Here is a 24,524-nt window from a genome sequence, read left to right as displayed (position 1 = left end):
TTGGGAAAAGGAGCAAATCATTATGCGCATTTTATTAGCTGAAGACGAAGCTGACTTAAATCGGATTATTACCCGGAAACTTACCTCGGACGGCTACTGTGTGGATAGCTGCTACAGTGGCAGCGAGGCCATAGATTTTCTGGAAACGGTCGACTATGATGTTGTGATTCTGGATATCATGATGCCGGAGCTTGACGGGTACGGGGTTCTGCGCCATATGAGGAATACAGGAAAATCTGTGCCTGTGCTGTTTTTGACTGCAAAGGATTCTGTTGCTGAGCGGGTAAGGGGACTTGACAGCGGAGCCGATGATTATCTGACCAAACCCTTTTCTTTTGAGGAACTTGCAGCGCGCATCCGGGTAATGACAAGAAAAAGATTCGATATATCTGTCAATATGCTCCAGGTTGGAGATTTAATGCTGGATACAGTCTCCCATACTGTAAAAAGAGGAGAAAATGAAATTACTCTTTCCGTAAAAGAGTATAATCTTTTGGAATATCTTATGTTAAACAAAGGGATTGTGCTCTCAAGAGAAAAGATTGAAGATCATATCTGGAATTTTGAATACGAGGGCGGAACGAATGTTGTGGACGTTTATATCAGCTATCTCCGAAAAAAGATTGATGGGAACTGTCAGGATAAACTCATCCATACGGTAAGGGGCAGAGGGTATATGATAAAGGAAAAAGTGTGAAAAAGAATCTATCCATTAGGGTAAAAATAACCGCCTGGTTTTCAGGCATTATGGCGTTTATTGTGGTTGTGACGTTCGGCATAATTTTTTGGGTGAGCAATTCGGTGACCCAGAAAAATATACAGGATGATCTGGTGGAAATCGTGGAATCGAATGTGGATGAAATTGAGTTCTATCAGGAAAAAAATGAAAGGAAGGAACTTCACGGGGACCAGTATATTGAATATCTGGACGGATATCTGGAGATTGATGATGATTTTCTGGATCAGGTCAACGGAATTTATTCTTCTCTTTATGAGGAAACAGGAAAGCTGTTATATGGGGAAAGCCCCTCTGCCAGGTCAGATGTGGAAATACCTTTTTCGGATGGCATAGTCCGGAAAATAACATGGGACAGGAACGCTTACTATGTATACGACCGTCTGCTCTCCGGTTATGGAATTGACGGGCTTTGGCTGAGAGGAATGGTCTCTCAGAATCAGGGAACCCGGCAGCTTCAGTGGCTTGTACGACTTTCCATGATTGCGCTTCCCGGGCTTTTTGTTGTGGCTGTTATAGGCGGCTACTGGATTGCAGGAAGGACATTAAGACCGGTACACCAAATCACCCGGGCAGCCGCCCAGATTAGCCAGGGACAGGATTTAGATAAGCGTATTCATCTGGGCAGTGGAACGGATGAGCTGCACCAGCTGGCAGATGTGTTGGACAACATGATCGGCCGTTTGGATAAAGCATTCAAAACAGAACAGCAATTTACCTCAGATGCTTCCCACGAACTCAGAACGCCTATGTCTGTGATCATGGCCCAGTGTGAATATACATTGGAGAATACGAGAACGCCAAAGGAATATGAGGATGCTTTGAAGGTGATCTGGCGGCAGGGAAGAAAAATGTCGAAATTGATTGAGGATATGCTTTGCTTTGCACGCCTTGAGCAGAATAAGGATAGTTATCCTAAAGAGGCAGTTCATTTCAGCACACTGGTCGAGGACATCTGTGTGGATATGGCGCTTTTGCAAAGCAGGAATATTGTGCTTGACTGGGAGATTGAACCGAATATAATTCTGGTGGGAAATGCTATGCTACTCACAAGAATGATTACGAACCTTATAAGCAATGGCTATCGATATGGAAAACAGAACGGCAGGATTTCTGTCCGTCTAAAGCGTGAGAGCGGCATTTTGCTGGCTGTTGAGGATAACGGAATCGGGATTTCCGATGAGCAGCAGGAAAAGATTTTTGAGCGCTTCTACCGTGTGGATACTGCCCGGTTCAGCGAGGGCACAGGCCTTGGACTGGCTATGGTGAAGGATATCGCAAAATATCACGGTGGAACCGTGGAGGTAATTTCTGTGCTGGGAGAAGGAAGCAGATTTACGATAAAGTTTCCCATATAATTTTTTGGTTCTAATCTTTCTTTAATCTTTCTTTCGTATATTATTTTTAGAAGAAAGAAAGTGAGGATAAATGGTATGAAAAAAATATTCAGTTCGCCGAAGAAAGCAATTATTTTCGTGGTTTGCGTGGTGGCCGTTCTTGGAGCCATAAGTATAACAGCAGTCAAAAGCACTCTGATTAGCAAGGAAGATGCCAAGGAGGCTGCGCTGAGGGATGCCGGATTAAGTGAAACTGAGGCGTCAGCTCTGCGCACGAGACTTGAGTTTGAGGACGGACGTTTTCAGTATGAAGTTGATTTTTACAGCAATGGTGTAGCGTATGAATATCAGATTCAGGCTAAAGATGGAGATATTATCGCAAGAGATATGGAAGGTGGAGCAAATAACGATGTCTATGGGCAGGAACTGCAGCAGGGAACAAGCAAGCAGTCTGCCGCGGATGAGGAACGCTCTGTGCCGCCACAAGAAACTACTGAGCAGAGGTCTTTGGAAGATGGAGATGCTTCTGCGCAATCACAGAGGGCTGTAGGAGCATCGCCTTCCGCAGAAGGAAATACTGGAGCACAGTCACAGGGAAAGTCTTTGGAGGAGGCGAAAGCAGCAGCACTTACAGATGCAGGCCTGGCTGAAGCAAATGTTACATTTAAAAAGACAGAGCTTGATCATGAGCGCGGAATGCAGGTGTACGATATTGAATTCTATACCGCTGATGCAGAGTACGATTATAAAATCAATGCTTCCGATGGAACGGTGGTTGAAAAGAGCGTTGAGGCATTTCTGCGTCAGACGCACGCAGCAGATGGTTCCGCAAACGCAGACGATAATTATATCGGAGTGGATCGTGCAAAGGAGATTGCACTAAATCATGCAAATTTGAAGGAATCAGATGTCCGGTTTGCAAAAGCAAAGCTGGAAAATGATGATGGCAGTGTGGAATATGAAATTGAATTTTATTTCGAAAGAGCAGAGTATGGTTATACAATTGATGCAGTTTCCGGAAATATTATTGAGTATGATGTGGATTATGATTAAATAAGCTGTGCTAAGTTTGTTTCCGGTTGATCTTCCGAAAAGCAACAATGCTTATTGTGTTACGATTCACGGCCTGGGAGCCGCTCATAGTAACATTTGGGGCGATATTCCAAGTTTTGCTTCGCAAAAATCGCCCCTCACACCTGAATCACGTTCTCACGGAATGCGCAGTAAATGCGCATTCCTGACCCGTGAAGAGTAACCTGATTGTTTCTATAAAACTATGCCGATTGTAACAAAGTGAACAAATTTGGTTTAGATGTGTTATAATAAACACGATATGATTGGCGACATGGGGGATAAGGGTGGAAAAGAAAAGAATTGCATTGGTTTTACTGGCAATGGTGTCAGCCGGTTTTTGCGGCTGTACTGCAGGCGGCGAAAATCAGAAACAAAGTACTGCTATAACGGAAACTTTACAAGAGAGTGAGAAAGCAGCCACGGAAAAAGAACAGGATACAGACAATTCCGGTATAGAGAATCAGGCTGAGACTGTGCGCTTTGAGGAATACAGTGGCTTCTGGTCCTGCCAGGGGAAAACCCATGAGCAGATTTTATCAGAAGGCGGTGCGGAGTTATCCTGCACGGTTACAAAGGACAATCAATTTGCAGGAACGTTTTATGTACAGCAGGAAAGAATGGGGCGATTTGCCACGGTCTGTGATATCAAAGGGAAGATAGACCAGGCAGAGTTATATTTTGCGTATTCCGATGATGAATGGGGAAACAGCGGTACGCTGCACCTTCAATTTTTAAGTGACAGCATATATGTGGAAGTATTGGACTATAAAGAGGCAAAGGGCGGCAGTGATTATGGCATAAATGGCGCTTATGAGCTGGTTAGGAGCAAAGAAGAACCTGACAAAGATAAGGAGGATGAGGCTTATCCGGCTTATGATTCTTCCTGGACGGAAGAAGAAATAATGAATGCCATCAATGGACGCAGTCAATACTATTTGGCCAGCGCTTATTATCCGGAAATAACGAATTATTGGGAAAATGTCAGAGAAGTAAGAGACATTACCAATTTAACCGAACCATTGTTTGAGACGGATCAGAGGTATTACACAAAAGAGGAATTTGAAAATGAGCCGGCACTGGTGATCCATTTAGCCAAAAATGAAATATATGCCAGACACGGCTATATATTTAAGGACGAAGACTTATTTTATTATTTTATGGGATGTATCTGGTACAGTCCAACTTGCGAAAGTAAAGACTTTAAAGACAGCGTATTGAATGAATATGAAAAGGCAAATCTTGAAATATTAGCGGAATTAGATGTGTATTAGAGCATATTGAAGCATATGCTGTTTACCAAGGAGGAGGTAAATTTATGACGAAAAAAGAACGGGTATGGAGAGCGATTCAGGGAAAAGAGGTAGACCATGTTCCAACCGGATTCAGCCTTCACTTTGCAAAAGACAGGGCTGAAGGAGAGGATGGGGTAAAGTCTCATCTGATATTTTTTCAGGAGACAGACACTGATATCATTAAGATTATGAACGAAAATCTGGTTCCGGATGTGGGAGAAATTAAAGCACCGGCGGATTGGAAGAAAATTCCTGTTTATTCTCTTAAGGATAATTTTATGCAGCGGCAGATTGAGCTGGTAAAAAGGATTATGGAACAGGCGGATGCGGATGCATTTGCACTTGGAACCCTTCATGGCGTGTGTGCCAGCGCCATTCATCCGATAGAAGCCAGATATGGATATGAAAAGGTAAGACAGCTGTTTTGCACCCATATCCGTGAAAACAAAGCTCTGGTGGTGGAAGCTTTTAAAAGGATTGCCGATGGCATGTGCCAGCTGGCTGTAAAATATAAGGAGCTTGGTCTTGAGGGTATTTATTACGCGGCGCTGGGAGGGGAAATGCGTTATTTTACAGATGAAGAATTTCAAGAATGTATCGAACCCTTTGACCGGCAGATTCTGAAGGCTTCGAAGGAAGCCGGGGGAGTGAACTTTTTGCATATGTGCAAAAATGGCCTGAATATGAAGCGTTATGAGGGATATCATGATTTGGCGGACGTAGTGAACTGGGGCGTATATGAAACTGACTTCAGTTTGGAAGAAGGCCGTCAATTATTTCCGGGGATTACCATCATGGGAGGCCTTGCCAATAGAAGCGGCGTGCTGGTGGATGGGACGATAGAAGAATTACAGGCGGCCGCCAGAGAAATCATCCACACTTACGGTAAGAAGGGATTTATTTTAGGAGCGGACTGTACGGTTCCTACTGAAATTGATTATGCAAGAATCAGGGCTGTGGTAGAAGCAGCCAGATCATAGAAAAAAGCTGGCAAAGGAGAAGATAATTTTATGCTGCCCACAAGAGAAAAAGCGGAAGAATTATTAAGAGAGGCGGAAGCATGCAACCCGGGGCCCTGGGGGAATCACAGCCGTACGGCGGCTCACTGTGCGGAAAAAATTGCCCAAGGATGTGATGACTTAGATGCAGATAAAGCATATATCGTGGGACTTTTACATGACATTGGGAGAAAATTTGGAGCACGGCATCTGGGGCATGTATCGGATGGCTATTCTTACATGATGACTTTGGGATATGATGAGGCGGCTAAAATTTGCCTGACCCATTCCTTTAACACCCATGCGCTTGACGAATATATCGGAAGGTTTGATGTGACGGAAGAAGAACTGAAAATGATTCGGGATGCGCTTGCAGCAGTTTCCATGGATGAATATGACAGACTTATCCAGCTTTGCGATTCTTTGGCAGGAGCGGAAGGTGTGTTAAATATGGAAGAAAGAATGGGAGATGTAAAACGCAGATACGGCGCTTATCCTCAAAAAAAGTGGGATAAAAATTTAAGCCTGCGAAAGCACTTCGAAGAAAAAACAGGCAGGGACATCTATGAAGTAGTGGAAAAAGACACTTTCAGGCCATAAGGGACTGTGGGGAGAAGAACTTATGATGAAAATCCGTTGCGTTGTGGAGAGAATTACATATCAAAATCCTGAAAACGGATATACGGTATTGAAAACCCGTGTGAAGGGGTACGAAGATTTGGTAACGGTTGTGGGGAATCTGCTGGAGGTGAATGTAGGAAGTGTCCTCTTAATGGAGGGGAGCTGGAAAGTAGATGCTAAATATGGCAGACAGTTTAACGTGATAAGCTGGGAGGAGACCCTGCCTGCAACTGTCTATGGTATGGAAAAGTACCTTGGGAGCGGTCTGATTAAAGGCGTGGGCCCTAAATTTGCAAAAAGAATCGTACAAAGATTCGGCACAGATACCTTTGCAGTGATTGAGGACAATATTGGGCTTTTAATTGAGGTGCCGGGGATTGGAAACAAGCGGATTGAAATGATTGCGGCAAGCTGGGAGCGGCAGAAGGAGGTAAAAAACATTATGCTCTTTTTGCAGGAGCATGGGGTGAGCACAGCCTTCGCTGCCAAAATATACAGGCAGTATGGAAACGAAAGCATCAACAGGATGAAGGAGAATCCCTATAAGCTGGCGGATGATATTTGGGGAATCGGTTTTAAGACAGCAGATACCATTGCCGAAAAGCTGGGATTTTCAAAGGAATCCTTTGTGCGGTTGCGCAGTGGTATTATGTATACCTTAAGTGAACTGGCAGATGAAGGGCATGTTTATGCCAGAAAGGAGCAGCTCATTTTCAAGGCTTCAGAGCTTTTGGAGGCGGAGGAATCCTTTGTGGTTATGACATTAGACCAGATGATAAAGGATGAAGATTTGATACGGGAGGTGAAAGCGGTACCGGCAGAGAAGGAAAGGAAGGAACTGCCAGAGGAAGCGATTTATCTGCCGCCTTTTTATTTTGCAGAGCTTGGCACAGCGAATAAGCTGTTAAAGCTTATGGCTCAGCCAGCAGAGGATCGGCTTTGGGTACAGCTGATGAAAGCAAGAAGGGAAAGCGGAAACGAAAATCTGTCTGTGGACGTATCAAGGATTGAGCAGCATGTGCATATGGAATATGATGAAATCCAGGCAAATGCCATCAGGCAGGCTGCTTTTTCCAAAGTGATGGTGTTAACCGGCGGGCCGGGAACAGGGAAAACCACCACCACCAAGGGCATCATAGCCGCTTTCCGTATGTATGGACTAAAAATACTTTTGGCAGCCCCCACAGGGCGGGCAGCTAAGCGAATGACAGAAGCTACGGGATTGGAGGCCAAAACCATCCACCGCCTGTTAGAGTGCAAGCCCCCGGAAGGGTACCAAAAAAATGAAGAAAATCCTCTTGAGGGAGACGTATTGATTGTGGATGAATGTTCTATGATTGACATTGTGCTTATGAACGCCCTTTTAAAGGCGGTTCCCACCAATATGCGCCTTGTTTTCATTGGAGATATTGACCAGCTGCCATCTGTGGGCGCAGGAAATGTGCTGCGGGATATCATTGATGCAGGTTCCTTTCCGGTGGTGCGTCTTAAGAGAATCTTTAGGCAGGCAAAGGAGAGCCGGATTATCATGAATGCCCACAGAATGAATGCGGGTAAAATGCCGGATATCTCCAATGGAAAAAATACGGATTTCTTTTTTCTGGAGAGAGAGCAGCCGGAGGATGCCGTTTTAGAAATTGTGTCATTGGTAAAAAATAAACTGCCAGGCTATTATAAAATCCCATCTTCCTCCATACAGGTACTTACCCCCATGCAAAGAGGCGTGGCAGGGGCCATCAATTTAAATTTGGTTTTGCAGGAGGCTTTAAACCAGGAAAGGGACGGACTTCGCCGCAGCGGCTTTGTATTTAAGCTGGGGGATAAGGTGATGCAGGTGAAAAATAATTATGAGAAGGAAGTCTTCAACGGGGATATCGGCTTTGTGGAATCGGTGGATATGCAGGAGAGAATGCTGACCGTAAACTTTGATAACCGAAGCATCACTTACGAAGCATCAGAGCTGGACGAGCTGTTTCACGCCTACGCGACCACCATTCACAAGGCGCAGGGTTCGGAGTACCCTATTGTAGTGATGCCGGTATTGATGACACACTTTTGTATGTTGCAACGCAATCTCCTTTACACCGGTATTACCCGGGCAAAAAAGATACTGGTGATTGTGGGCACAAAAAAGGCATTGGCCTACGGACTGCGAAATGTAACTGTCACTAAGCGAAATACCCTGCTAAGAGAGAGACTGGAAGGAAATAGTAACAGTTCGGCCGAAGGATGAATTGTGTTATGTTTCACATGTTGGACAGAGGACGCTTGGAAAAAACAAATATTTAGGCGTCACCACGCTTTCGCTCTGTAAAAACGTAGCAGACGCTAGGTTCGAAAGAACCTCACCTAAGCACACACGCATAAATGCGTGCCGTTTTTCCAAGGGTTCCTTTTGGAATATTTATTTTTTCCAAGCTGTTTATTGACTGGCCTGTGAAAAGTAACTGAACTGTTACAGGAAATAGCCTTGAAAGGGATTGACACTTTACACGCAATTCTTTTGTTGTTATAATAAACTGATTGATAAATTTACAGATTTGCAGCATATCAAAAAGCAGCTGATCCGGAAAAGAAGTCAAAAGCTTTATACCTTTAGCCGGTAGAACGGAGGATATACACATGGAAAGCTACAAAAAAGAGTTTATCGAATTTATGATAGACTGTCAGGTACTTAAATTTGGTGAATTTACATTAAAGAGCGGAAGGAAATCTCCCTTTTTTATGAATGCAGGCGGGTATGTGACAGGAGCGCAGCTTGAAAAGCTCGGAGAGTATTATGCCAAGGCGATCCATGATTGTTACGGGCTTGATTTTGATGTGCTTTTTGGGCCTGCCTACAAGGGGATTCCCTTAAGCGTGGCAACCACCATGGCGATCAGCAGGTTGTATGGAAAAGAAGTCAGATACTGCTCAAACAGGAAGGAAGTAAAGGATCACGGAGATACCGGTATCTTACTTGGCAGCAAGTTAAAGGATGGAGACAGGGTGGTTATCATTGAGGATGTAACGACTTCAGGTAAATCCATAGAAGAAACTTATCCGATTATCAAAGCACAGGCCCAGGTGGAGCTTAAGGGACTTATGGTTTCCCTAAACCGTATGGAAAAAGGACAGAGCGATAAGAGCGCTCTTTTAGAGATAAAAGAAAAGTACGGTTTTGATACCAACGCAATTGTCAATATGCAGGAGGTTATAGAATATCTTCATAATAAGCCCTACAAGGGACAGATTTACATTGATGATAAGTTAAAAGAAGCGATTGACGCATACTATGAACAGTATGGTGCAAGATAAATAAACGACTGGAAAATAAATGCGGAAAGGGGAAGCGACATGGAAGAAAAGGTATATAAGACCATGAACGGGGCTGGGGCAATGTGTATTGCCGTAGGCGTGGTAATTTTGGTAACAGGTATTGTGTGCGGCACATTGGCGATTATAGGCGGTTCAAAGCTGATTGCCGGCAAGTCAAAGATTTTATTTTAAAAGAAGGGGCATTTTTCTTAAGAGAGAATGCCCTTTTTCTGACATAGGAAAGAGATTTTGTTATGTTAAAGTCGAAGGGATTTATTTTTACAAATAAGGAGCACACCAAGGCAGGAATTATGTCAACTATTTTGGGCATCCTTGCCAGTGCAACACTGGGAATTGCCGTCTATCAGTCTTATTTAAATGGCGGGGGAACCTCCGAACGACATACGGCGGCAGCGCTTTTAGCAGTGGTTTTTATGGTTGTGGGAATGGGGCTGGGCGTCTGGTCTACCATAGAAAAGGAAAAATATAAGTTGTTTACTGTGCTGGGGATTTTTGTAAATGCTCTGGCATTTGGCATGTTAAGTTTAATTTTATATGCAGGAGCGTATGTAGAGTGATGGTGAAAGAAAGATTTTTACTTGCAAAGGAACGAATAGAGGAGCTTAAGAAGGAAAAGCGCTTACAGCCGGAGTATCAGGTATATTTTGTGAAGGTGGCGCAGTTTTTGGAGATGATTTGCGAAAACTGGTTCTTTGTGGAGGAAGGAAGGCTTAAGGAGTGTCCCTTAGAGGAGCTAAGAAGAAGAAATAAAGCGCTTTATGAAGATATTCTTCCGGAAAATTATGAAAGCAGTTATGGAAATCCGGCATATAGCGCAGAGGTATTTGGCAGGGAATATGGAAGCGTTCTTTCCTTTTTGTATGCGGAAATGCGCAGTTTGATTCCCTATGTATTCGAGCAAAGATTAGAAAATATGGTCAGGGGCATGGAGCTGTTTTTGGAACTGTACGGCTCTTTTTGCTGCGCTTGGGAGGAGAGCGGAACATTACCGGCTCATGAGGTGCTAAAGGAAATTGCTTACTGGTATGTCAGTGATTACACCAGGCAGGCAACGAAGGAAAAGCTGAAAGATATGTTAGATGTGGAGTCAGACTTTGCACTGCGCATTATTGAGGGGAATTTAACGGACGAAAGATATCTTTATTATTTCGGAGAGTATATTACGGAGAGTGAGATTCAAACCTTCCGGCACCTAAAGGCGCTTCCGGAGGAAACCTTACAGAAAATGGCGGATACTTATACGGAAGGGTACCGAATTGGCTTTCTTATGGGAAACAAGGATATGACCAAAAAGAAAACGGTAAACATTCGCTACTGCCTGGGATTTGAGCCCATGATAAAAAAAGCGGTGGAGAATTTTAAAAAGATGGGCCTTACCCCTACCATATATCGTGCTTACACGAGTATCTTACAGGGAAAAAGCATGAACCGGAACGGCTACTATGGCGCAATCCCCAACAAACAATTTGATTTTGACCATAAGGATGACCAGGGACTTGTGCTGGATAAAAAGCTGGTCCAGGTACGTTTAGAAGCTATGAAGGAGAGTTTTGAAACCTATAAGGAACAGGCGGCAGTGTTCGGCGGCCCGGCGGTGGTAGAGATTTTCGGGGAAACTCCTCCTGCGCTCAAGGAAAAGCCTCAGGCACTGCATTTATCACAGGCCCAGCAAAAGCTGACGGTAGAGTATATGTCAGCGGCAGGAGAGATTCAAAATCAGTATATTAAGGGCGAGGAGAGAAGTTTTACCATAATTGCATTTCCGGTACCGGAAATCGGAGAAAATTTTGCAGAAATTTTTGACCAGGTAATCAGGATTAACACCCTTGACTATAAGCTTTACCAGCGGATGCAGCAAACTATAATAGACACCCTTGACAAAGGAAAATACGTACTGGTCAAAGGAATGAACGGAAATAAGACGAATCTGAAGGTGATGCTGCATAACCTGGAAAATCCGGAAAAACAGACCAATTTTGAAAACTGTGTGGCGGACGTAAACATTCCCGTAGGAGAGGTTTTCACTTCTCCGGTTCTGGCAGGAACGGAAGGCGTGCTGCATGTAAGCCGTGTGTATCTAAACGGACTGGAATATAAAAATATCGCAGTGACTTTAAAAGACGGAATGGTAAGAGACTACACCTGCGAGAATTTTGATTCTCCGGAGCAAAACCGCAAATATGTAAAAGACAACGTGCTCTATCATCATGAGAGCCTGCCCCTTGGAGAATTCGCAATCGGCACGAACACCACAGCCTTTGCAGTAGCAAGAAAATACAAAATAGAAGATAAGCTCCCCATTCTGATAGCAGAAAAAACAGGCCCTCATTTCGCCTTAGGGGATACTTGCTATTCCCATGCAGAGGAGGTGGCTGTTTATAACCCGGATGGCAAAGAAATGATTGCCAGAGATAACGAATATTCCTTAAAAAGAAAAGAAGAAGCAGGCAATGCCTACTTTAACTGCCACACTGACATCACCATTCCCTACGATGAATTGGGCGAAGTCAGCGTAGTAACAAAAGAGGAAGAAGTCATTCCAATCATTGAAGAAGGAAGATTTGTACTGGCTGGCTGTGAAGAACTCAACATACCTCTTGCGCATATTTAAGTAAACATAGGGAAAATACCCTGAATTATCCAGGGGGCTGTGTTTTGTGGCAGAATATGGTTGCGCAAGTAAAGGTATTTATAGTATTATTGTTATATAACAATGTGGACAGAATACAGGAGGTAATTGTTATGGCACAGGTAGGAATTGTTATGGGAAGCGACTCAGATATGCCGGTTATGCGAAAGGCGGCCGATGTTCTTACAGAGCTTGGCATTTCCTTTGAAATGAGAATTATTTCCGCACACAGGGAACCGGACGTTTTTTTCGAATATGCTAAGAGTGCGGAGGAGAAGGGATTTAAGGTGATGATTGCTGGGGCAGGTATGGCGGCACATTTACCTGGTATGTGTGCGGCAATTTTTCCTATGCCCGTAATAGGAATCCCCATGCACACTACATCACTGGGAGGGAGAGATTCTCTTTATTCAATCGTCCAGATGCCTTCAGGAATACCGGTGGCTACGGTTGCGATCAATGGAGGCGCCAATGCGGGCCTTTTGGCAGCAAAAATACTGGCAGTCTCTGACAAAGAATTATTCGATAAATTAAAAGCTTACAGCCAGAATTTAAAGGAAAGCGTCCAAAAAAAGGATGAGAGGCTGCAGCAGTTGGGATATGAAAATTACGAAGGGTGTGTATGACACAGAAATGAGGTAAAGGATGGATTATAAAAAAGCCGGAGTAGATATTGAAGCAGGCTATCGCAGCGTAGAGTTAATGAAAGAATATGTAAAGGAAACTACAAGGCCGGAGGTATTAGGCGGCCTTGGCGGCTTCTCAGGAGCCTTCTCCCTCTCCTCCATAAAAGATATGGAAAAACCTACCTTGGTTTCCGGTACGGACGGCGTGGGGACTAAATTGAAACTGGCATTTCTGATGGATAAGCATGATACGGTGGGCATTGACTGTGTTGCAATGTGTGTAAATGACATTGCCTGCGCAGGCGGTGAACCCTTATTCTTTCTGGATTACATTGCATGCGGCAGAAATTATCCGGAGAAAATAGCTTCTATTGTAAAAGGAGTTGCAAAGGGGTGTAAAATGGCAGGGGCGGCTTTGATTGGCGGCGAAACGGCGGAACATCCGGGACTTATGCCTAAGGAGGAATATGACCTTGCAGGCTTTGCAGTGGGCCTGGCGGATGAAAAGGAGCTGATTACAGGAGCTGATATTAAGCCTGGAGATGTGCTTGTTGGAATTGCATCCTCCGGTGTACACAGCAACGGTTTTTCCCTGATCCGGCAGGTTTTTGAGATGACAAAGGAAAGCCTTGAGACTTATTATGAGGTAATAGGTATGACCTTAGGGGAAGCGCTGATAACGCCCACTAAAATTTATGTGAAGGCCTTAAAGAGCATAAAGGATGCAGGCATTACCATCAAAGGGTGCAGTCATATTACCGGTGGTGGATTTTATGAAAATATTCCCAGAATGCTTCCGGAAGGCGTTAGGGCTTTCATAGAAAAGGACAGCTATCCCATACCGGCTATCTTTGGACTGCTGCAAAAAAAGGGCAGCATTGATGAACAGATAATGTATAATACCTACAATATGGGACTTGGCATGGTGATTGCCCTTGATCCCGGAGATGTGGAAGGGGCAGTAAAAGCAATTGAGGCAGCAGGGGAGAAGGCTTATGTGGTAGGCAAAATGCAGGCCGGAGAAAAAGGAGTAACCATATGCTAAAGGTTGTAGTATGTGTTTCAGGCGGCGGGACAAATCTTCAGGCACTGATAGACGGAGTAAAGAATGGCAACATAAGAAATACGGATATTACAGGTGTTATTAGTAATAATCCCTGCGCTTATGCAATGAAAAGAGCAGAGGATGCAGGAATTCCGTCTTTTTGCATTTCACCGAAAGACTTTGAGAAACGGGATGATTTTAACCAGGCACTGATTGATAAATTGGATGAACTGAAACCGGATTTAATTGTTTTGGCGGGATTTCTTGTGATTTTGCCCCAAGAGTTGATTCAGCTGTATCGAAACCGTATTATTAATATACATCCATCCCTGATTCCATCCTTCTGTGGAACAGGGTATTATGGACTTAAGGTCCATGAGGCCGCTCTTGAGAGGGGCGTGAAGGTGACAGGCGCTACCGTGCATTTTGTAGATGAAGGAACGGATACCGGTGAAATTATCATGCAAAAGGCGGTAGAGGTTTTGGTGGAAGATACCCCGGAAAGTCTGCAGCGCAGAGTGATGGAACAGGCGGAATGGGTTATACTGCCGAAGGCTGTGGATGCAATTGCAATGGAACAAAAATTTGAATACTTATGAAAGGAGTCATCGGTTGAAAGTTTTAATCGTGGGCGGTGGCGGCAGAGAACATGCGATTGCTGTCAGTGTCAGTAAAAGTGAAAGAGTGGAGCAGTTATATTGTGCGCCTGGGAATGCTGGGATTGGGCAGATTGCCCAGTGTGTTCCGATTGGCGTTATGGAGTTTGATAAAATAGCAGCCTTTGCGAAAGAAAAGGAGATAGATCTTGTCATTGTGGCTCCGGATGACCCTTTGGTTGGAGGGCTGACAGATGTGCTTGAAAAGGAAGGCTTACGTGTTTTTGGCCCCAGAAAAAATGCGGCGATTATAGAGGGGAGTAAAGCTTTTTCGAAAGAACTTATGAAAAAGTATCATATACCTACAGCGGAATATGAAACCTTTGATTCAGCCGAAAAAGCGTGCGAATATTTGGAGCGTGCAAGCTTTCCGATTGTTTTAAAGGCGGATGGGCTGGCCCTTGGAAAAGGCGTTTTGATTTGCCAGGATTTACAGGAAGCGAAGGACGGCGTTAAGGCTATCATGTTAGATAAGCAGTTTGGCAGCGCAGGAAACCGCCTGGTAATTGAGGAATTTTTGACAGGCAGAGAAGTATCGGTGTTGTCCTTTGTAGATGGTAAGACAATTAAGACCATGACCTCCGCACAGGACCATAAGCGGGCAGGGGATGGAGATACAGGACTTAATACGGGAGGAATGGGAACCTTCTCTCCCAGCCCGTTTTATACGGAAGAAATAGATGCGTTTTGCAGGAAATATATATACCAGCCTACCGTGGACGCATTGGCCTGTGAGGGGAGGGAATTCAAGGGTGTCATCTTTTTCGGACTGATGTTGACGGAAAAGGGACCGAGAGTTTTAGAGTATAATGCAAGATTTGGGGATCCGGAAACCCAGGTGGTATTGCCGAGAATGAAAAATGATATTATTCAGGTAATGGAGGCATGTATAGACGGAAAGCTGGATGAAATCGACCTGCAATTCGAGGACAATGCAGCGGTCTGTGTGGTTTTGGCTTCGAAAGGATATCCGGCTGCGTATGAAAAAGGTTTTGTGATTAATGGGCTGGAACGATTTGACGGACAGGATTCTTATTTTTGCTTCCATGCCGGTACAAAGGAAAGTGAGATGGGTATTGTCACGAGTGGAGGCAGAGTTTTAGGAATTACGGCGAAAGGAAAGGATCTGAAGGAAGCCAGAGCAAATGCTTATGCTGCTGCAAAGTGGGTAAGCTTTGAAAATAAATATATGCGTTATGATATTGGAAAGGCAATAGACGAGTCATAAAAACAAATGGGGGAATGATACAAAATGGCGGAAAAAATGAGAAAACCACTGTTATTAAAAGAGGTAGAAAGACCAAGCTTTTGCTTGAATTGCAGAGGGGTAATGGTGTACAAAGGGGTAGGCGAATATCAATGTGAAAACTGCGGTGCAGTGGAGCATGATGATTATGGAAAGGTGAGAAAATATCTGGAGAAACATAAGGGGGCCAATGTGGCTGAGATATCAAGCGAAACAGGTGTTTCACACAAATCCATACGAGATATGATTAAGGAAAACCGGTTTGAAGTCATTGAAAACCGGGGAGGTTATTTAAGGTGCGAAATATGTGGAGCAAATATCAGGAGCGGACGCTTCTGCCCTATATGTGAGGAAGCTTACCATAGAAGGGTGGAGGAAGAAATGCGCAATGAGCGAAAGAATAATCTTGTCGGTTATGGGGAAAATATGCAGACAGAAAAGGGCAGTAAAAGATTTACAAGGGAAAGATAGAGGAGAAAGCAAAGTGGGAAAATTTAAAACACCTGTTTTTAAAAGGATATGGATAAAGGGAGCAGCAGGACTGGCCGTGATGCTTACGGTCTTTTGCATGATGACCTTCTCCAGTTTAGCAGCCCAGGGTAAAGTGAAGAATAATACGAACATTCGGGCACAGGCCAGCACAGACAGCGAAGTGGTGGGAAGTGCTATGGCAGGAAAAACAATTGATATCTTAGAGGCAGTTAAGGATAGCGCGGGCACCGTATGGTATAAGGTGTCTGTGGCCAATGGAGGATACGGTTATATCAGAAGCGATTTGGTGGAAACCAGCGAGACGATTGCGGTGAGCACAACTGCAACAAGCACGCAGCTTGCGTCAAACACAAGCACTCCGGCAGATACCCAGCCAACCACGATTGAACAGCAGCAGGCAACTGTTAATTCTTCTAAAAGCAACAGTGTCAATATCCGTTCCGGAGCGTCCACGCAACATAGTATTGTAACTTCATTGCCCAATGGAACTGAAATTACCTTAATTGGGGAAGCGAATGACAGCTCAGGGAAAAAGTGGTATCAGCTTACCTGCAATTATAATGATAAGACCATAGAGGGATACGTACGTTCTGATTTGATTGCTTCTGGCGGTGCGCCGGCAGAAGGAGCCAGTGAGGGTGGCGGAGAAAATCCTGAAGGAGAAGGCGGTGAAGGTGAAAACCCTGAAGGCGGCGAAGGTGAAGGCGAAGGAGGAGAAGAAGGCGGTGGGGAGCAGCCCACAGAGTCAGCGCCGGAGGAAGAACACAACGATTATGATATTGCTTATATGCTAAATGAAAGTACAGGAGAATACGAGTATTATTTCTTAAATTATACAGATGGTCCTACTGGTACGAAGACAAGGGTTACAGATATTTTAAACCTGATAAATGGAACCAATGATAACACAGCAAAGATGGAGGAACAGGTAAAGAATGAAAAGATCGTTATTATTATTTTGGCGGTCGTGATTGTTGTTTTATTTATTATCTTAACCATTCTGCTGTTTAAAATAAGAGATTTATCTTACGATGATTATGAAGATGAAGATGATGAGGAGGAAGAGGAGGAAGAACCTGTACCTGTGAGAAAGAAAGTCAGGAGACGTGTGGTTGATGACGAGGAGGAGGAAGAACCAGCCCTGGCAAGGAAGAAAAAAAGCACAGCTCCGCCTGCAGCTATGGAACGCAGCCCAAAGAGCAGAGAAAAAACAGGACAGGGTAAGACAAAAGGCGAAAAAGAGCTTTACGCGGCGGAGAGAAAAGAGCCTGCCAGAAAACCTGCGGCAAGAAAGGCACAGAATTTCCTTGTGGATGATGACGAATTTGAATTTGAGTTTTTAAACATGGATGATAAAGATTTGTAAAAAACGAAGGACATCTTTATATAAGAAGCTGGCCTATCAAGGGTAACAGCGTTTGATGTTAACAGACAGGAGGAATAGCGGGGGCTATTCCTCTTGTACGAGATGGCACAGAAAAGTATTCGCAGGAGTTTGATATAGACAACGATTACGGATATTTTGTGCAAAGACCTGCGTATCCTGCAGGAAAGAAAGGATGATATATGGTAATAGAGATTGATTTTAACAGCGGAGAGGCGCTTTATTTACAGCTGCGAAATCAGATCATTCTTGGAATTGCAACCGCGAAATTTCAAGAGGGGGATGCCCTTCCGTCTGTCAGGCAGCTTGCAGATGACATAGGCATCAACATGCATACCGTGAACAAAGCCTATACAGTATTAAAACAGGAGGGCTTTGTGAAGGTGGACAGAAGACGGGGCGCGGTGATTGCGGTGGATATTGATAGGCTAAGAGCCCTGGAAGAAATGAAAGAGGAGTTAAAGGGCGCCCTTGCAAAAGGAATGTGCAAGGGAATATCCAAAGAAGAAGCACACCAGATGATAAATGAAATTTATGAGGAATTTGCCAGCAATTAAGGCAGGTTTGTGCAGTTGATTGGTGGCAGTATCGCAAGCACGGCTTGCGATATGCAAGGGGATAAGAAAGAATGAATTTTAGTTGCGTGCAGGTGCACGGTAAGAGAGAGGAAAATATATGCAGTCAGGTGGTTTTACAGACAGAGCAAGGATGGCGTTATCGCTGGCGGAAAAGACAGCGTCCAGAATGCGTGCGGGGTATGTGGGCACAGAACATATTTTGATTGGCCTGCTGAAAGAAAACGCTGGAGTAGCGGCCAGAGTTCTTACGGAAAATGGTGCCAACGAGGCGAAGCTCATTGAGATGATACAGGATTTGATTATACCGGAGACTCCGGTTCTTATCAAGGAAAGGGAAGAAATATCTCCCAGGGCCAGCGTAGTACTGGAGGAGGCCCACAAGCAGGCAGACCGTTTTGGAGCGGAGGAAACGGGAACGGAACATATACTGCTTGCCCTTCTTAAGGAGGGAGAAAATGTTGCAGTACGGCTTTTAAACACGCTTGGCATATCGATCCAGAAGCTGTATGTAGATACTTTAATTGCCATGGGCCAGGATGCCAATCTCTATAAAGAGGATCTGGGGAAAAAGCAGAGCAGAAAAAATAATAAAACTTCTACATTAGAGCAGTACAGTAGAGATTTAACGGCACTTGCAGCGGATGGAAAATTGGATCCGGTGATTGGGCGGGAAAATGAAATTAAACGTGTCATAGAAATTTTAAGCCGAAGGACGAAAAATAATCCCTGCCTGATTGGCGAGCCTGGCGTAGGGAAAACTGCCGTGGTGGAAGGATTGGCGCTTCGCATTGTGGCGGGAGAAGTGCCCTTTACCGTGCAGAATAAAAGGCTGCTTACCTTAGACCTTTCAGGGATGGTAGCAGGATCTAAATACAGGGGCGAATTTGAAGAACGAATTAAACGGGTCGTCCGGGAGGTGCAGGAGGATGGAAATGTCATTCTTTTTCTGGATGAAATGCACACGATTATTGGCGCTGGCGGTGCAGAGGGCGCAATTGACGCTTCCAATATATTAAAACCCTCCCTTGCCAGAGGGGAATTGCAGTTGATTGGTGCTACTACGGTGGCGGAATATCATAAATATGTGGAACGGGATGCGGCCTTAGAACGGCGTTTCCAGTCCGTGTATGTGGAGGAGCCATCTATAGAGGAAGCGGTGGAAATCTTAAAAGGGGTTGCCCCAAAGTATGAGGAACATCACAAAGTAGCGATTACGGAGGAGGCAATCAGGGCAGCCGTAACACTCTCTGAGCGCTATATCAATGACAGAAACCTTCCGGATAAGGCGATTGACTTAATTGACGAGGCTGCTGCGGCAGTCAGGTTAAAAAATATGCATACCCCTGAAAATCAAAAAGAAATTCTGGAACAAATCAGGGTAATGGATGAGGAAGTGGAGCAGTGCTTAAAAGAGCAGGATTTAGAGAAGGCAGCCCGGATCCGCAAAGAGCAGGATAAGCTGATAAAGAAATTTGAACGCGCAAAGGAAAGAAACCGCCGCAGACAAGGAGAGGAAAACTTTTCCATAGGGGAAAACGAGATTGCGGAAGTGGTCTCCTCCTGGACGAAGGTGCCGGTCAGCAAATTGACGGAAAGGGAAAGTGAAAGACTGCTTAAGCTTGAAAAAATCCTTCACGGACGTGTGATAGGACAGGAGGCTGCTGTCAGTGCAGTAGCCCGCGCCATCAGAAGGGGAAGGGTAGGACTGCAGGATCCCAATAGACCCATAGGCTCTTTCCTGTTTTTGGGTCCTACCGGTGTAGGAAAAACAGAGCTCAGTAAGGCCTTAGCGGAGGCCATGTTCGGATCGGAAAACGCCTTAATCCGGGTGGACATGTCGGAATATATGGAGGGGCATTCTGTGTCCAAAATGATCGGATCGCCGCCGGGATATGTGGGATTTGAAGAAGGCGGACAGCTCAGCGAAAAAATCCGCAAAAATCCGTACAGCGTAGTTTTATTTGATGAAATAGAAAAAGCCCACCCTGATGTATTTAATGTATTGCTCCAGGTGCTGGATGACGGACATATTACAGATTCCAAAGGACGTAAGGTAAGCTTTAAAAACACCATATTGATTATGACCTCCAATGCCGGCGCCCAGAGAATCGTTGCCCCGAAAAACCTTGGCTTTTCCATGGAGAGCACCAAAGAACAGGATTATGAAAAGATGAAATCCGGAGTCATGGAGGAAGTAAAAAGGCTGTTTAAACCGGAATTTATCAACCGTATTGATGAAATTATGGTGTTCCAGCCCCTTGGAAAAGATGAAATGCAGGAGATTATCAGTCTTCTTTGCACCAATCTGATAAAAAGATGCAAAAGCCAGATGGAGATTAAGCTATCGATCAGTAATGCCCTAAAGGAGCATATTGTGACTAAATATGCGGATGATAAGATGGGCGCCAGGCCGCTCAGGAGAGCTTTGCAGAGCGTGGTGGAGGATAAACTGGCGGAGGAAATACTGGAAGGCAGGGTTTTACCAGGGGATATGGTGACGGCAGGCTATCGCAAAGGGCAGGTGGTTTTTGATTGTAAAAAAAGGTAAAATATATTATACTAATGTGAAGGAGAAATGAAGATAATTTGCAGGAGGACATAAGAAAATGGCTGTTGTTGAGGAATTGTTGCGTTCAGAGACGGATGGAACTATCAGTTTTGGAAATCATGTACTTAAAGATAAGGCTAAACTGGAGAATTTTGAGCACTGTGGGGATTTGTACAAAGTTAAGACTTATAAGACTATGACCAGACTGGAAAAAAATGGAATGTTTGCTTATGAGTCAGTGCCGGGGACAAGTGTGCTGCATTTTGTAGAAAATGCACAGGAAACTTGTTTTTTGGTAGAAGGGGATGAAGACGCGCAGATCACCGTGGGCCTTAACGAGGATACGGAGTATGAGGTTTTTGTGAATGATAAGAGCATTGGCAAGATGAAAACCAACTTAAGCGGCAAGCTGAATATTAGTGTGGAGCTTGCAGAGGCTTTAGAAGTAAGCGTTCGGATTGCAAAATAATTGTTTCACTTACATGAACTGGAATAATGGGGGCTGCTGCAAAAGGAAAAAGGATTATTTGCAGCAGCCTGCTTATTTGTGCTGATGGCAAACTCCTTTAGATACAGGCTGACACGCAAATGTGAAAGCGATGGAGCCGCGCATGTGGCAGAAACGGAGAGGAATGTGGCGAAAGGAAAAAATACTACGGTATTTTTTTGCCAAAGCTGCGGGTACGAGTCAGGTAAATGGATGGGGCAGTGCCCGGGCTGTAGGCAGTGGAATACCTTTGTTGAGGAGACGGTGGTAACAAGGAGTGCCGGAAATCGTATAAAGATGACCCAGCGTGCAGAAAATAAACCTGCAACGCTTTCTGAAATCTCCCTGGAAGAGGAAGATAGAATCAGCACTCACATGCAGGAGCTTGACAGAGTGCTTGGCGGCGGCCTTGTGAAGGGATCGCTTACTTTGGTGGGAGGAGATCCTGGTATAGGAAAATCCACTTTGCTTTTGCAGGTGTGCCGGAATTTTACTTTGGATAAGCGGGAAGTACTTTACGTCTCCGGTGAGGAGTCCCTAAAGCAGATTAAAATCCGGGCCAACCGTATTGGAGATTTTAACGGCTGTTTGAAGCTTCTGTGCGAGACCAGCCTGGAAGCAATCCAGGAAATCATACGCAGGACAAAGCCTGATGTGGTGGTGATTGATTCTATTCAGACAATGTACCGGGAGGATGTTTCCTCTGCGCCCGGGAGCATTTCCCAGGTCAGAGAAGCTACCGGCGTGCTTCTTCAATTGGCCAAAGGGTTAAATATTTCCATTTTTATTGTGGGACATGTGACCAAAGAGGGAACCGTGGCCGGGCCAAGAGTACTGGAGCATATGGTTGATACTGTGTTGTATTTTGAGGGCGATCGGCACGCTTCCTACCGTATTTTGCGGGGGGTGAAAAATCGTTTTGGCTCTACCAATGAAATCGGTGTTTTTGAGATGGAAGCGTCCGGCCTTAAGGAAGTTTCAAATCCATCGGAATTTATGCTCAGTGGGAAGCCGGAAGGGGCAAGTGGATCTATTGTGGTCTGTTCCATGGAGGGGACACGTCCTATGCTCATAGAAATTCAGGCATTGGTTTGTCATTCTAATTTTGGTATTCCAAGGCGTCAGACCATTGGGACGGATTTTAACAGGGTGAATCTGCTGATTGCAGTTTTGGAGAAGCGGTTGGGGATTTCCCTGGGCAATTGCGATACCTATGTGAATCTTGCAGGCGGCATTAAGATTCAGGAACCGGCTGTGGATTTGGGAATTGCCATGGCGATTGTTTCCAGTTTTAAAAATAAAGCCATTGATGATAAGATGATTGCCATAGGAGAAGTAGGGCTAAGCGGTGAGGTGCGGGCGGTGAGTATGGTGCAGGCGAGAGTGCAGGAAGCAAAAAAGCTTGGTTTTACCACCTGTATCGTTCCTTTTGTGTGTAAGGAAAGCTTGAAGGAGATAACAGGAATTCAAGTGGTTTGTGTGAAAAATGTGGGGGATGCTATCGCGTATTTATGACGAAAATGTTACAAAATGGAATAAAAAATTAACAATACCGATAAAATCTATTGTCCCAATAGACCATATTGTGGTAAAATACTATCGGACTTTGTCTAAATGAGTGTGAAAAAGACGAAAAGATTTTCTGAGACGGCAGAGGACGCCGCCTAAGAAAATCTAAGTTTCGTCTCGAAGAATCGCCATAAACCGATTCTTCTGAAATGGTTCGTGTATTGCTTGTGCTGCGAAGCGGCATGTCAGGAAGTCGTCCTCACACAAAAAATCTGCGGTATACCGGGGGTATGAAATGGAAAAAAAGAAATGGATTAAACATATTCCGTTATTTATAATAGAGCTGGCCGTACTAGTGGCTGCGGTGGGCGTTTTGTATATTACACTCCACGCTACGGACAGTAAAAATGGAGCAGAAAAGGACAACCTTAAAGAAGAAAATATTGCGGTAAATGAGGAAGTCAAAGAGAAAGCAGCGGAGATAGAGCATACGGAAGGGGAGAAAAACCAATATACCGGAATTTTTAATCTGGCTTTCTTTGGTGTAGATGCCAGAGACGGCAGCCTTGGAAAAGGAAACAGAAGCGATACGATCATGATCTGCTCTATTAACATGGATACCCACGAGATACGCCTGGTGTCTATCTATAGGGACACTTTTTTGAATTTGGGAAATGACACTTATAAGAAGTGTAATACAGCCTATGCCCAGGGAGGACCGGAGCAGGCGATTGGAATGATTAATATGAATACGGATCTGTATGTGACAGACTATATAACGGTGGGTTTTGAAGGCCTGAAGGCGGCAATAGATGCCTTGGGCGGCATTGAAATGGAAATTACTGAGACGGAGATTACCCATTTAAACAACTACCAAAGCACAATGGCAGAGGAAATGGATATTGAATACACACCGGTAACAGAGTCGGGTGTGCAGGTTTTGAACGGCTTGCAGGCAACTGCATATTGCAGAATTCGTTACGGCGGCGGAGACGATTTCAGGCGTGCCCAGAGGCAGCGGGATGTGCTGGTAGCTATGATAGAAAAAAGCAAGAAGGCCTCTTTGAAGACGCTCACGAACGCCATGAACGCAGTGCTGCCTAGTGTTAGAACCTCCCTTGATGTGGGGGATATTCTTCCCGTACTGAGCATGGTGGGAGATTATAAAGTGACACAAAGTGACGGATTTCCCTATAGCGATATGAGAAATGGCGGTATCATAGGTGCAGAAGGGTCCTGCGTGGTTCCTACCTCCTTAGAGGACAATGTGAAAAAGCTGCATGAGATGCTTTATGGGGAAAAAGATTATGAGCCTTCGAAGGCAGTGAAGGAATACAGCAAGATTATAGAAGAAAAGACGAAGGACTACCTAATGTATTAGATGAAGTGTAACAGTTCAGCCTTGCTGACGGTTACTTGCAAAATCCATTTAAAATCGCCCCTCACACCTGAATCACGTTCTCACGGAATGAGCAGTAAATGCGCATTCCTGATCCATGAAAAGTAACAATAGTTACGGTGAAATTAAAATTCCATGTGAAAAATGATTGACAGACGGCAGTATAGTGAGTTATAATAATTTGCGTGGTATTAAAGTATTTAATATAGGGGCATAGTTCAAAGGTAGAACAGTGGTCTCCAAAACCATCGATGTGGGTTCGATTCCTACTGCCCCTGGATGAAAGCTAAGAATTCTGATAACAGAGTCCTTAGCTTTTTTATGCTTTTTCCATGCAGTGAAACGAGTCCGTATTTGACGCAATCTTTCTGGAATACAAAAAGCCCTGAATTGCTTCAGGACCTTTTGCTTGTGTAAAAGGGGAATTTTTCCGGAATTGCTAATTAGCAAAGTTGACTTCCGTTAATCAACTTCTTTTTTAGTATATTGCTTTAAAAAGTGAAAATCTATAAGTATATTGCTTCATAATAACATTATATTAGCAAAGAG

22 protein-coding genes and 1 tRNA gene are annotated in these 24,524 nt (G+C 44.4%); all 23 read left to right on the top strand.

From position 1 onward, the window contains the following. Window positions 1-22: 22 nt before the first annotated feature. The 23 genes from D5281_RS03455 to D5281_RS03350 all read left to right on the top strand — a co-directional run bounded on the left by D5281_RS03455 (window position 23) and on the right by D5281_RS03350 (window position 24,253). On the top strand, window positions 23-697 hold the full coding sequence (locus D5281_RS03455) for a response regulator transcription factor (RefSeq protein ID WP_160558759.1): 675 nt from the start codon (window positions 23-25) through the stop codon (window positions 695-697). Further along, a complete protein-coding gene (locus tag D5281_RS03450) occupies window positions 694-2,094 on the top strand; it encodes a sensor histidine kinase (RefSeq protein ID WP_330584792.1) in 1,401 nt (466 codons plus the stop codon). Before D5281_RS03455 ends, D5281_RS03450 begins: the two co-directional genes overlap by 4 nt. 75 nt (window positions 2,095-2,169) lie before the next feature. Next, window positions 2,170-3,126 carry a PepSY domain-containing protein gene (locus D5281_RS03445; RefSeq protein ID WP_160558758.1) on the top strand — a complete coding sequence of 319 codons (957 nt, stop codon included), beginning with the start codon at window positions 2,170-2,172 and terminating at the stop codon, window positions 3,124-3,126. Between the two features lie 305 nt (window positions 3,127-3,431). Next, window positions 3,432-4,418: a YARHG domain-containing protein gene (locus tag D5281_RS26460; RefSeq protein WP_160558757.1), complete on the top strand. Its 987-nt coding sequence runs from the start codon at window positions 3,432-3,434 to the stop codon at window positions 4,416-4,418. A 44-nt stretch (window positions 4,419-4,462) separates the two neighbouring features. After that, window positions 4,463-5,419: a uroporphyrinogen decarboxylase family protein gene (locus tag D5281_RS03435; RefSeq protein ID WP_160558756.1), complete on the top strand. Its 957-nt coding sequence runs from the start codon at window positions 4,463-4,465 to the stop codon at window positions 5,417-5,419. A 30-nt stretch (window positions 5,420-5,449) separates the two neighbouring features. Further along, the gene (locus tag D5281_RS03430; RefSeq protein WP_160558755.1) at window positions 5,450-6,037 is read left to right on the top strand and encodes an HD domain-containing protein; all 588 of its coding nucleotides are present in this window, start codon (window positions 5,450-5,452) and stop codon (window positions 6,035-6,037) included. 22 nt (window positions 6,038-6,059) lie between these two features. After that, on the top strand, window positions 6,060-8,291 hold the full coding sequence (gene recD2 / locus D5281_RS03425; RefSeq protein WP_160558754.1) for an SF1B family DNA helicase RecD2: 2,232 nt from the start codon (window positions 6,060-6,062) through the stop codon (window positions 8,289-8,291). Between the two features lie 389 nt (window positions 8,292-8,680). Further along, window positions 8,681-9,355: an orotate phosphoribosyltransferase gene (gene pyrE, locus D5281_RS03420; RefSeq protein ID WP_160558753.1), complete on the top strand. Its 675-nt coding sequence runs from the start codon at window positions 8,681-8,683 to the stop codon at window positions 9,353-9,355. Between the two features lie 39 nt (window positions 9,356-9,394). After that, entirely contained in the window at window positions 9,395-9,547 is a 153-nt protein-coding gene (locus tag D5281_RS25390; RefSeq protein ID WP_277935147.1) for a hypothetical protein, read from the top strand. Window positions 9,548-9,609: 62 nt separating this feature from the next. Next, complete coding sequence (locus D5281_RS03415) at window positions 9,610-9,933, top strand: DUF6142 family protein (protein ID WP_160558752.1); 324 nt, start codon at window positions 9,610-9,612, stop codon at window positions 9,931-9,933. Continuing rightward, a complete protein-coding gene (locus tag D5281_RS03410; RefSeq protein ID WP_160558855.1) occupies window positions 9,933-11,987 on the top strand; it encodes an aminopeptidase in 2,055 nt (684 codons plus the stop codon). The genes D5281_RS03415 and D5281_RS03410 overlap by 1 nt, the downstream gene beginning before the upstream one ends. 131 nt (window positions 11,988-12,118) lie before the next feature. Then, window positions 12,119-12,631 carry a 5-(carboxyamino)imidazole ribonucleotide mutase gene (purE, locus tag D5281_RS03405; RefSeq protein ID WP_160558751.1) on the top strand — a complete coding sequence of 171 codons (513 nt, stop codon included), beginning with the start codon at window positions 12,119-12,121 and terminating at the stop codon, window positions 12,629-12,631. A 19-nt stretch (window positions 12,632-12,650) separates the two neighbouring features. Further along, window positions 12,651-13,676, top strand: a complete 1,026-nt coding sequence (gene purM, locus D5281_RS03400; protein ID WP_160558750.1) for a phosphoribosylformylglycinamidine cyclo-ligase — start codon at window positions 12,651-12,653, stop codon at window positions 13,674-13,676. Then, on the top strand, window positions 13,670-14,275 hold the full coding sequence (gene purN, locus D5281_RS03395) for a phosphoribosylglycinamide formyltransferase (protein ID WP_160558749.1): 606 nt from the start codon (window positions 13,670-13,672) through the stop codon (window positions 14,273-14,275). Before purM ends, purN begins: the two co-directional genes overlap by 7 nt. A 13-nt stretch (window positions 14,276-14,288) precedes the next feature. After that, window positions 14,289-15,560, top strand: a complete 1,272-nt coding sequence (purD, locus tag D5281_RS03390) for a phosphoribosylamine--glycine ligase (RefSeq protein WP_160558748.1) — start codon at window positions 14,289-14,291, stop codon at window positions 15,558-15,560. A gap of 24 nt (window positions 15,561-15,584) precedes the next feature. Next, on the top strand, window positions 15,585-16,049 hold the full coding sequence (locus D5281_RS03385) for a hypothetical protein (RefSeq protein ID WP_160558747.1): 465 nt from the start codon (window positions 15,585-15,587) through the stop codon (window positions 16,047-16,049). Beyond that, a complete protein-coding gene (locus tag D5281_RS03380; RefSeq protein WP_160558746.1) occupies window positions 15,967-17,436 on the top strand; it encodes an SH3 domain-containing protein in 1,470 nt (489 codons plus the stop codon). The genes D5281_RS03385 and D5281_RS03380 overlap by 83 nt, the downstream gene beginning before the upstream one ends. A 200-nt stretch (window positions 17,437-17,636) precedes the next feature. Continuing rightward, window positions 17,637-18,011: a GntR family transcriptional regulator gene (locus D5281_RS03375; protein WP_160558745.1), complete on the top strand. Its 375-nt coding sequence runs from the start codon at window positions 17,637-17,639 to the stop codon at window positions 18,009-18,011. Window positions 18,012-18,129: 118 nt separating this feature from the next. Further along, window positions 18,130-20,580 (top strand): ATP-dependent Clp protease ATP-binding subunit, encoded by a 2,451-nt coding sequence (locus D5281_RS03370; protein WP_160558744.1) that lies wholly within the window; start codon window positions 18,130-18,132, stop codon window positions 20,578-20,580. A gap of 58 nt (window positions 20,581-20,638) precedes the next feature. After that, the gene (locus tag D5281_RS03365; RefSeq protein ID WP_160558743.1) at window positions 20,639-21,049 is read left to right on the top strand and encodes an endosialidase; all 411 of its coding nucleotides are present in this window, start codon (window positions 20,639-20,641) and stop codon (window positions 21,047-21,049) included. A gap of 165 nt (window positions 21,050-21,214) precedes the next feature. Beyond that, window positions 21,215-22,582, top strand: a complete 1,368-nt coding sequence (radA, locus tag D5281_RS03360) for a DNA repair protein RadA (RefSeq protein ID WP_334296603.1) — start codon at window positions 21,215-21,217, stop codon at window positions 22,580-22,582. Window positions 22,583-22,871: 289 nt separating this feature from the next. Beyond that, entirely contained in the window at window positions 22,872-23,957 is a 1,086-nt protein-coding gene (locus D5281_RS03355) for an LCP family protein (protein WP_160558742.1), read from the top strand. 225 nt (window positions 23,958-24,182) lie between these two features. Beyond that, window positions 24,183-24,253 (top strand) — tRNA-Trp (locus tag D5281_RS03350). The last annotated feature ends 271 nt before the right edge of the window (window positions 24,254-24,524 follow it).

This window comes from Parablautia muri, assembly GCF_009917485.1.
Lineage (GTDB): Bacteria > Bacillota > Clostridia > Lachnospirales > Lachnospiraceae > Suilimivivens > Suilimivivens muri.
Note: the sequence above shows the minus strand (reverse complement) of the source record. Positions and strands in the feature narration are given on the sequence as shown.

What these genes read in the sequence shown, in the direction of transcription:
- D5281_RS03455 (WP_160558759.1), top strand. Translation starts at nt 23, where the DNA reads ATGCGCATTTTATTAGCTGAAGACGAAGCTGACTTAAATCGGATTATT.
- D5281_RS03445 (WP_160558758.1), top strand. Translation starts at nt 2,170, where the DNA reads ATGAAAAAAATATTCAGTTCGCCGAAGAAAGCAATTATTTTCGTGGTT.
- D5281_RS03435 (WP_160558756.1), top strand. Translation starts at nt 4,463, where the DNA reads ATGACGAAAAAAGAACGGGTATGGAGAGCGATTCAGGGAAAAGAGGTA.
- D5281_RS03430 (WP_160558755.1), top strand. Translation starts at nt 5,450, where the DNA reads ATGCTGCCCACAAGAGAAAAAGCGGAAGAATTATTAAGAGAGGCGGAA.
- recD2 (WP_160558754.1), top strand. Translation starts at nt 6,060, where the DNA reads ATGATGAAAATCCGTTGCGTTGTGGAGAGAATTACATATCAAAATCCT.
- pyrE (WP_160558753.1), top strand. Translation starts at nt 8,681, where the DNA reads ATGGAAAGCTACAAAAAAGAGTTTATCGAATTTATGATAGACTGTCAG.
- D5281_RS25390 (WP_277935147.1), top strand. Translation starts at nt 9,395, where the DNA reads ATGGAAGAAAAGGTATATAAGACCATGAACGGGGCTGGGGCAATGTGT.
- D5281_RS03415 (WP_160558752.1), top strand. Translation starts at nt 9,610, where the DNA reads ATGTTAAAGTCGAAGGGATTTATTTTTACAAATAAGGAGCACACCAAG.
- D5281_RS03410 (WP_160558855.1), top strand. Translation starts at nt 9,933, where the DNA reads ATGGTGAAAGAAAGATTTTTACTTGCAAAGGAACGAATAGAGGAGCTT.
- purE (WP_160558751.1), top strand. Translation starts at nt 12,119, where the DNA reads ATGGCACAGGTAGGAATTGTTATGGGAAGCGACTCAGATATGCCGGTT.
- purM (WP_160558750.1), top strand. Translation starts at nt 12,651, where the DNA reads ATGGATTATAAAAAAGCCGGAGTAGATATTGAAGCAGGCTATCGCAGC.
- purN (WP_160558749.1), top strand. Translation starts at nt 13,670, where the DNA reads ATGCTAAAGGTTGTAGTATGTGTTTCAGGCGGCGGGACAAATCTTCAG.
- D5281_RS03385 (WP_160558747.1), top strand. Translation starts at nt 15,585, where the DNA reads ATGGCGGAAAAAATGAGAAAACCACTGTTATTAAAAGAGGTAGAAAGA.
- D5281_RS03380 (WP_160558746.1), top strand. Translation starts at nt 15,967, where the DNA reads ATGAGCGAAAGAATAATCTTGTCGGTTATGGGGAAAATATGCAGACAG.
- D5281_RS03375 (WP_160558745.1), top strand. Translation starts at nt 17,637, where the DNA reads ATGGTAATAGAGATTGATTTTAACAGCGGAGAGGCGCTTTATTTACAG.
- D5281_RS03370 (WP_160558744.1), top strand. Translation starts at nt 18,130, where the DNA reads ATGCAGTCAGGTGGTTTTACAGACAGAGCAAGGATGGCGTTATCGCTG.
- D5281_RS03365 (WP_160558743.1), top strand. Translation starts at nt 20,639, where the DNA reads ATGGCTGTTGTTGAGGAATTGTTGCGTTCAGAGACGGATGGAACTATC.
- D5281_RS03355 (WP_160558742.1), top strand. Translation starts at nt 22,872, where the DNA reads ATGGAAAAAAAGAAATGGATTAAACATATTCCGTTATTTATAATAGAG.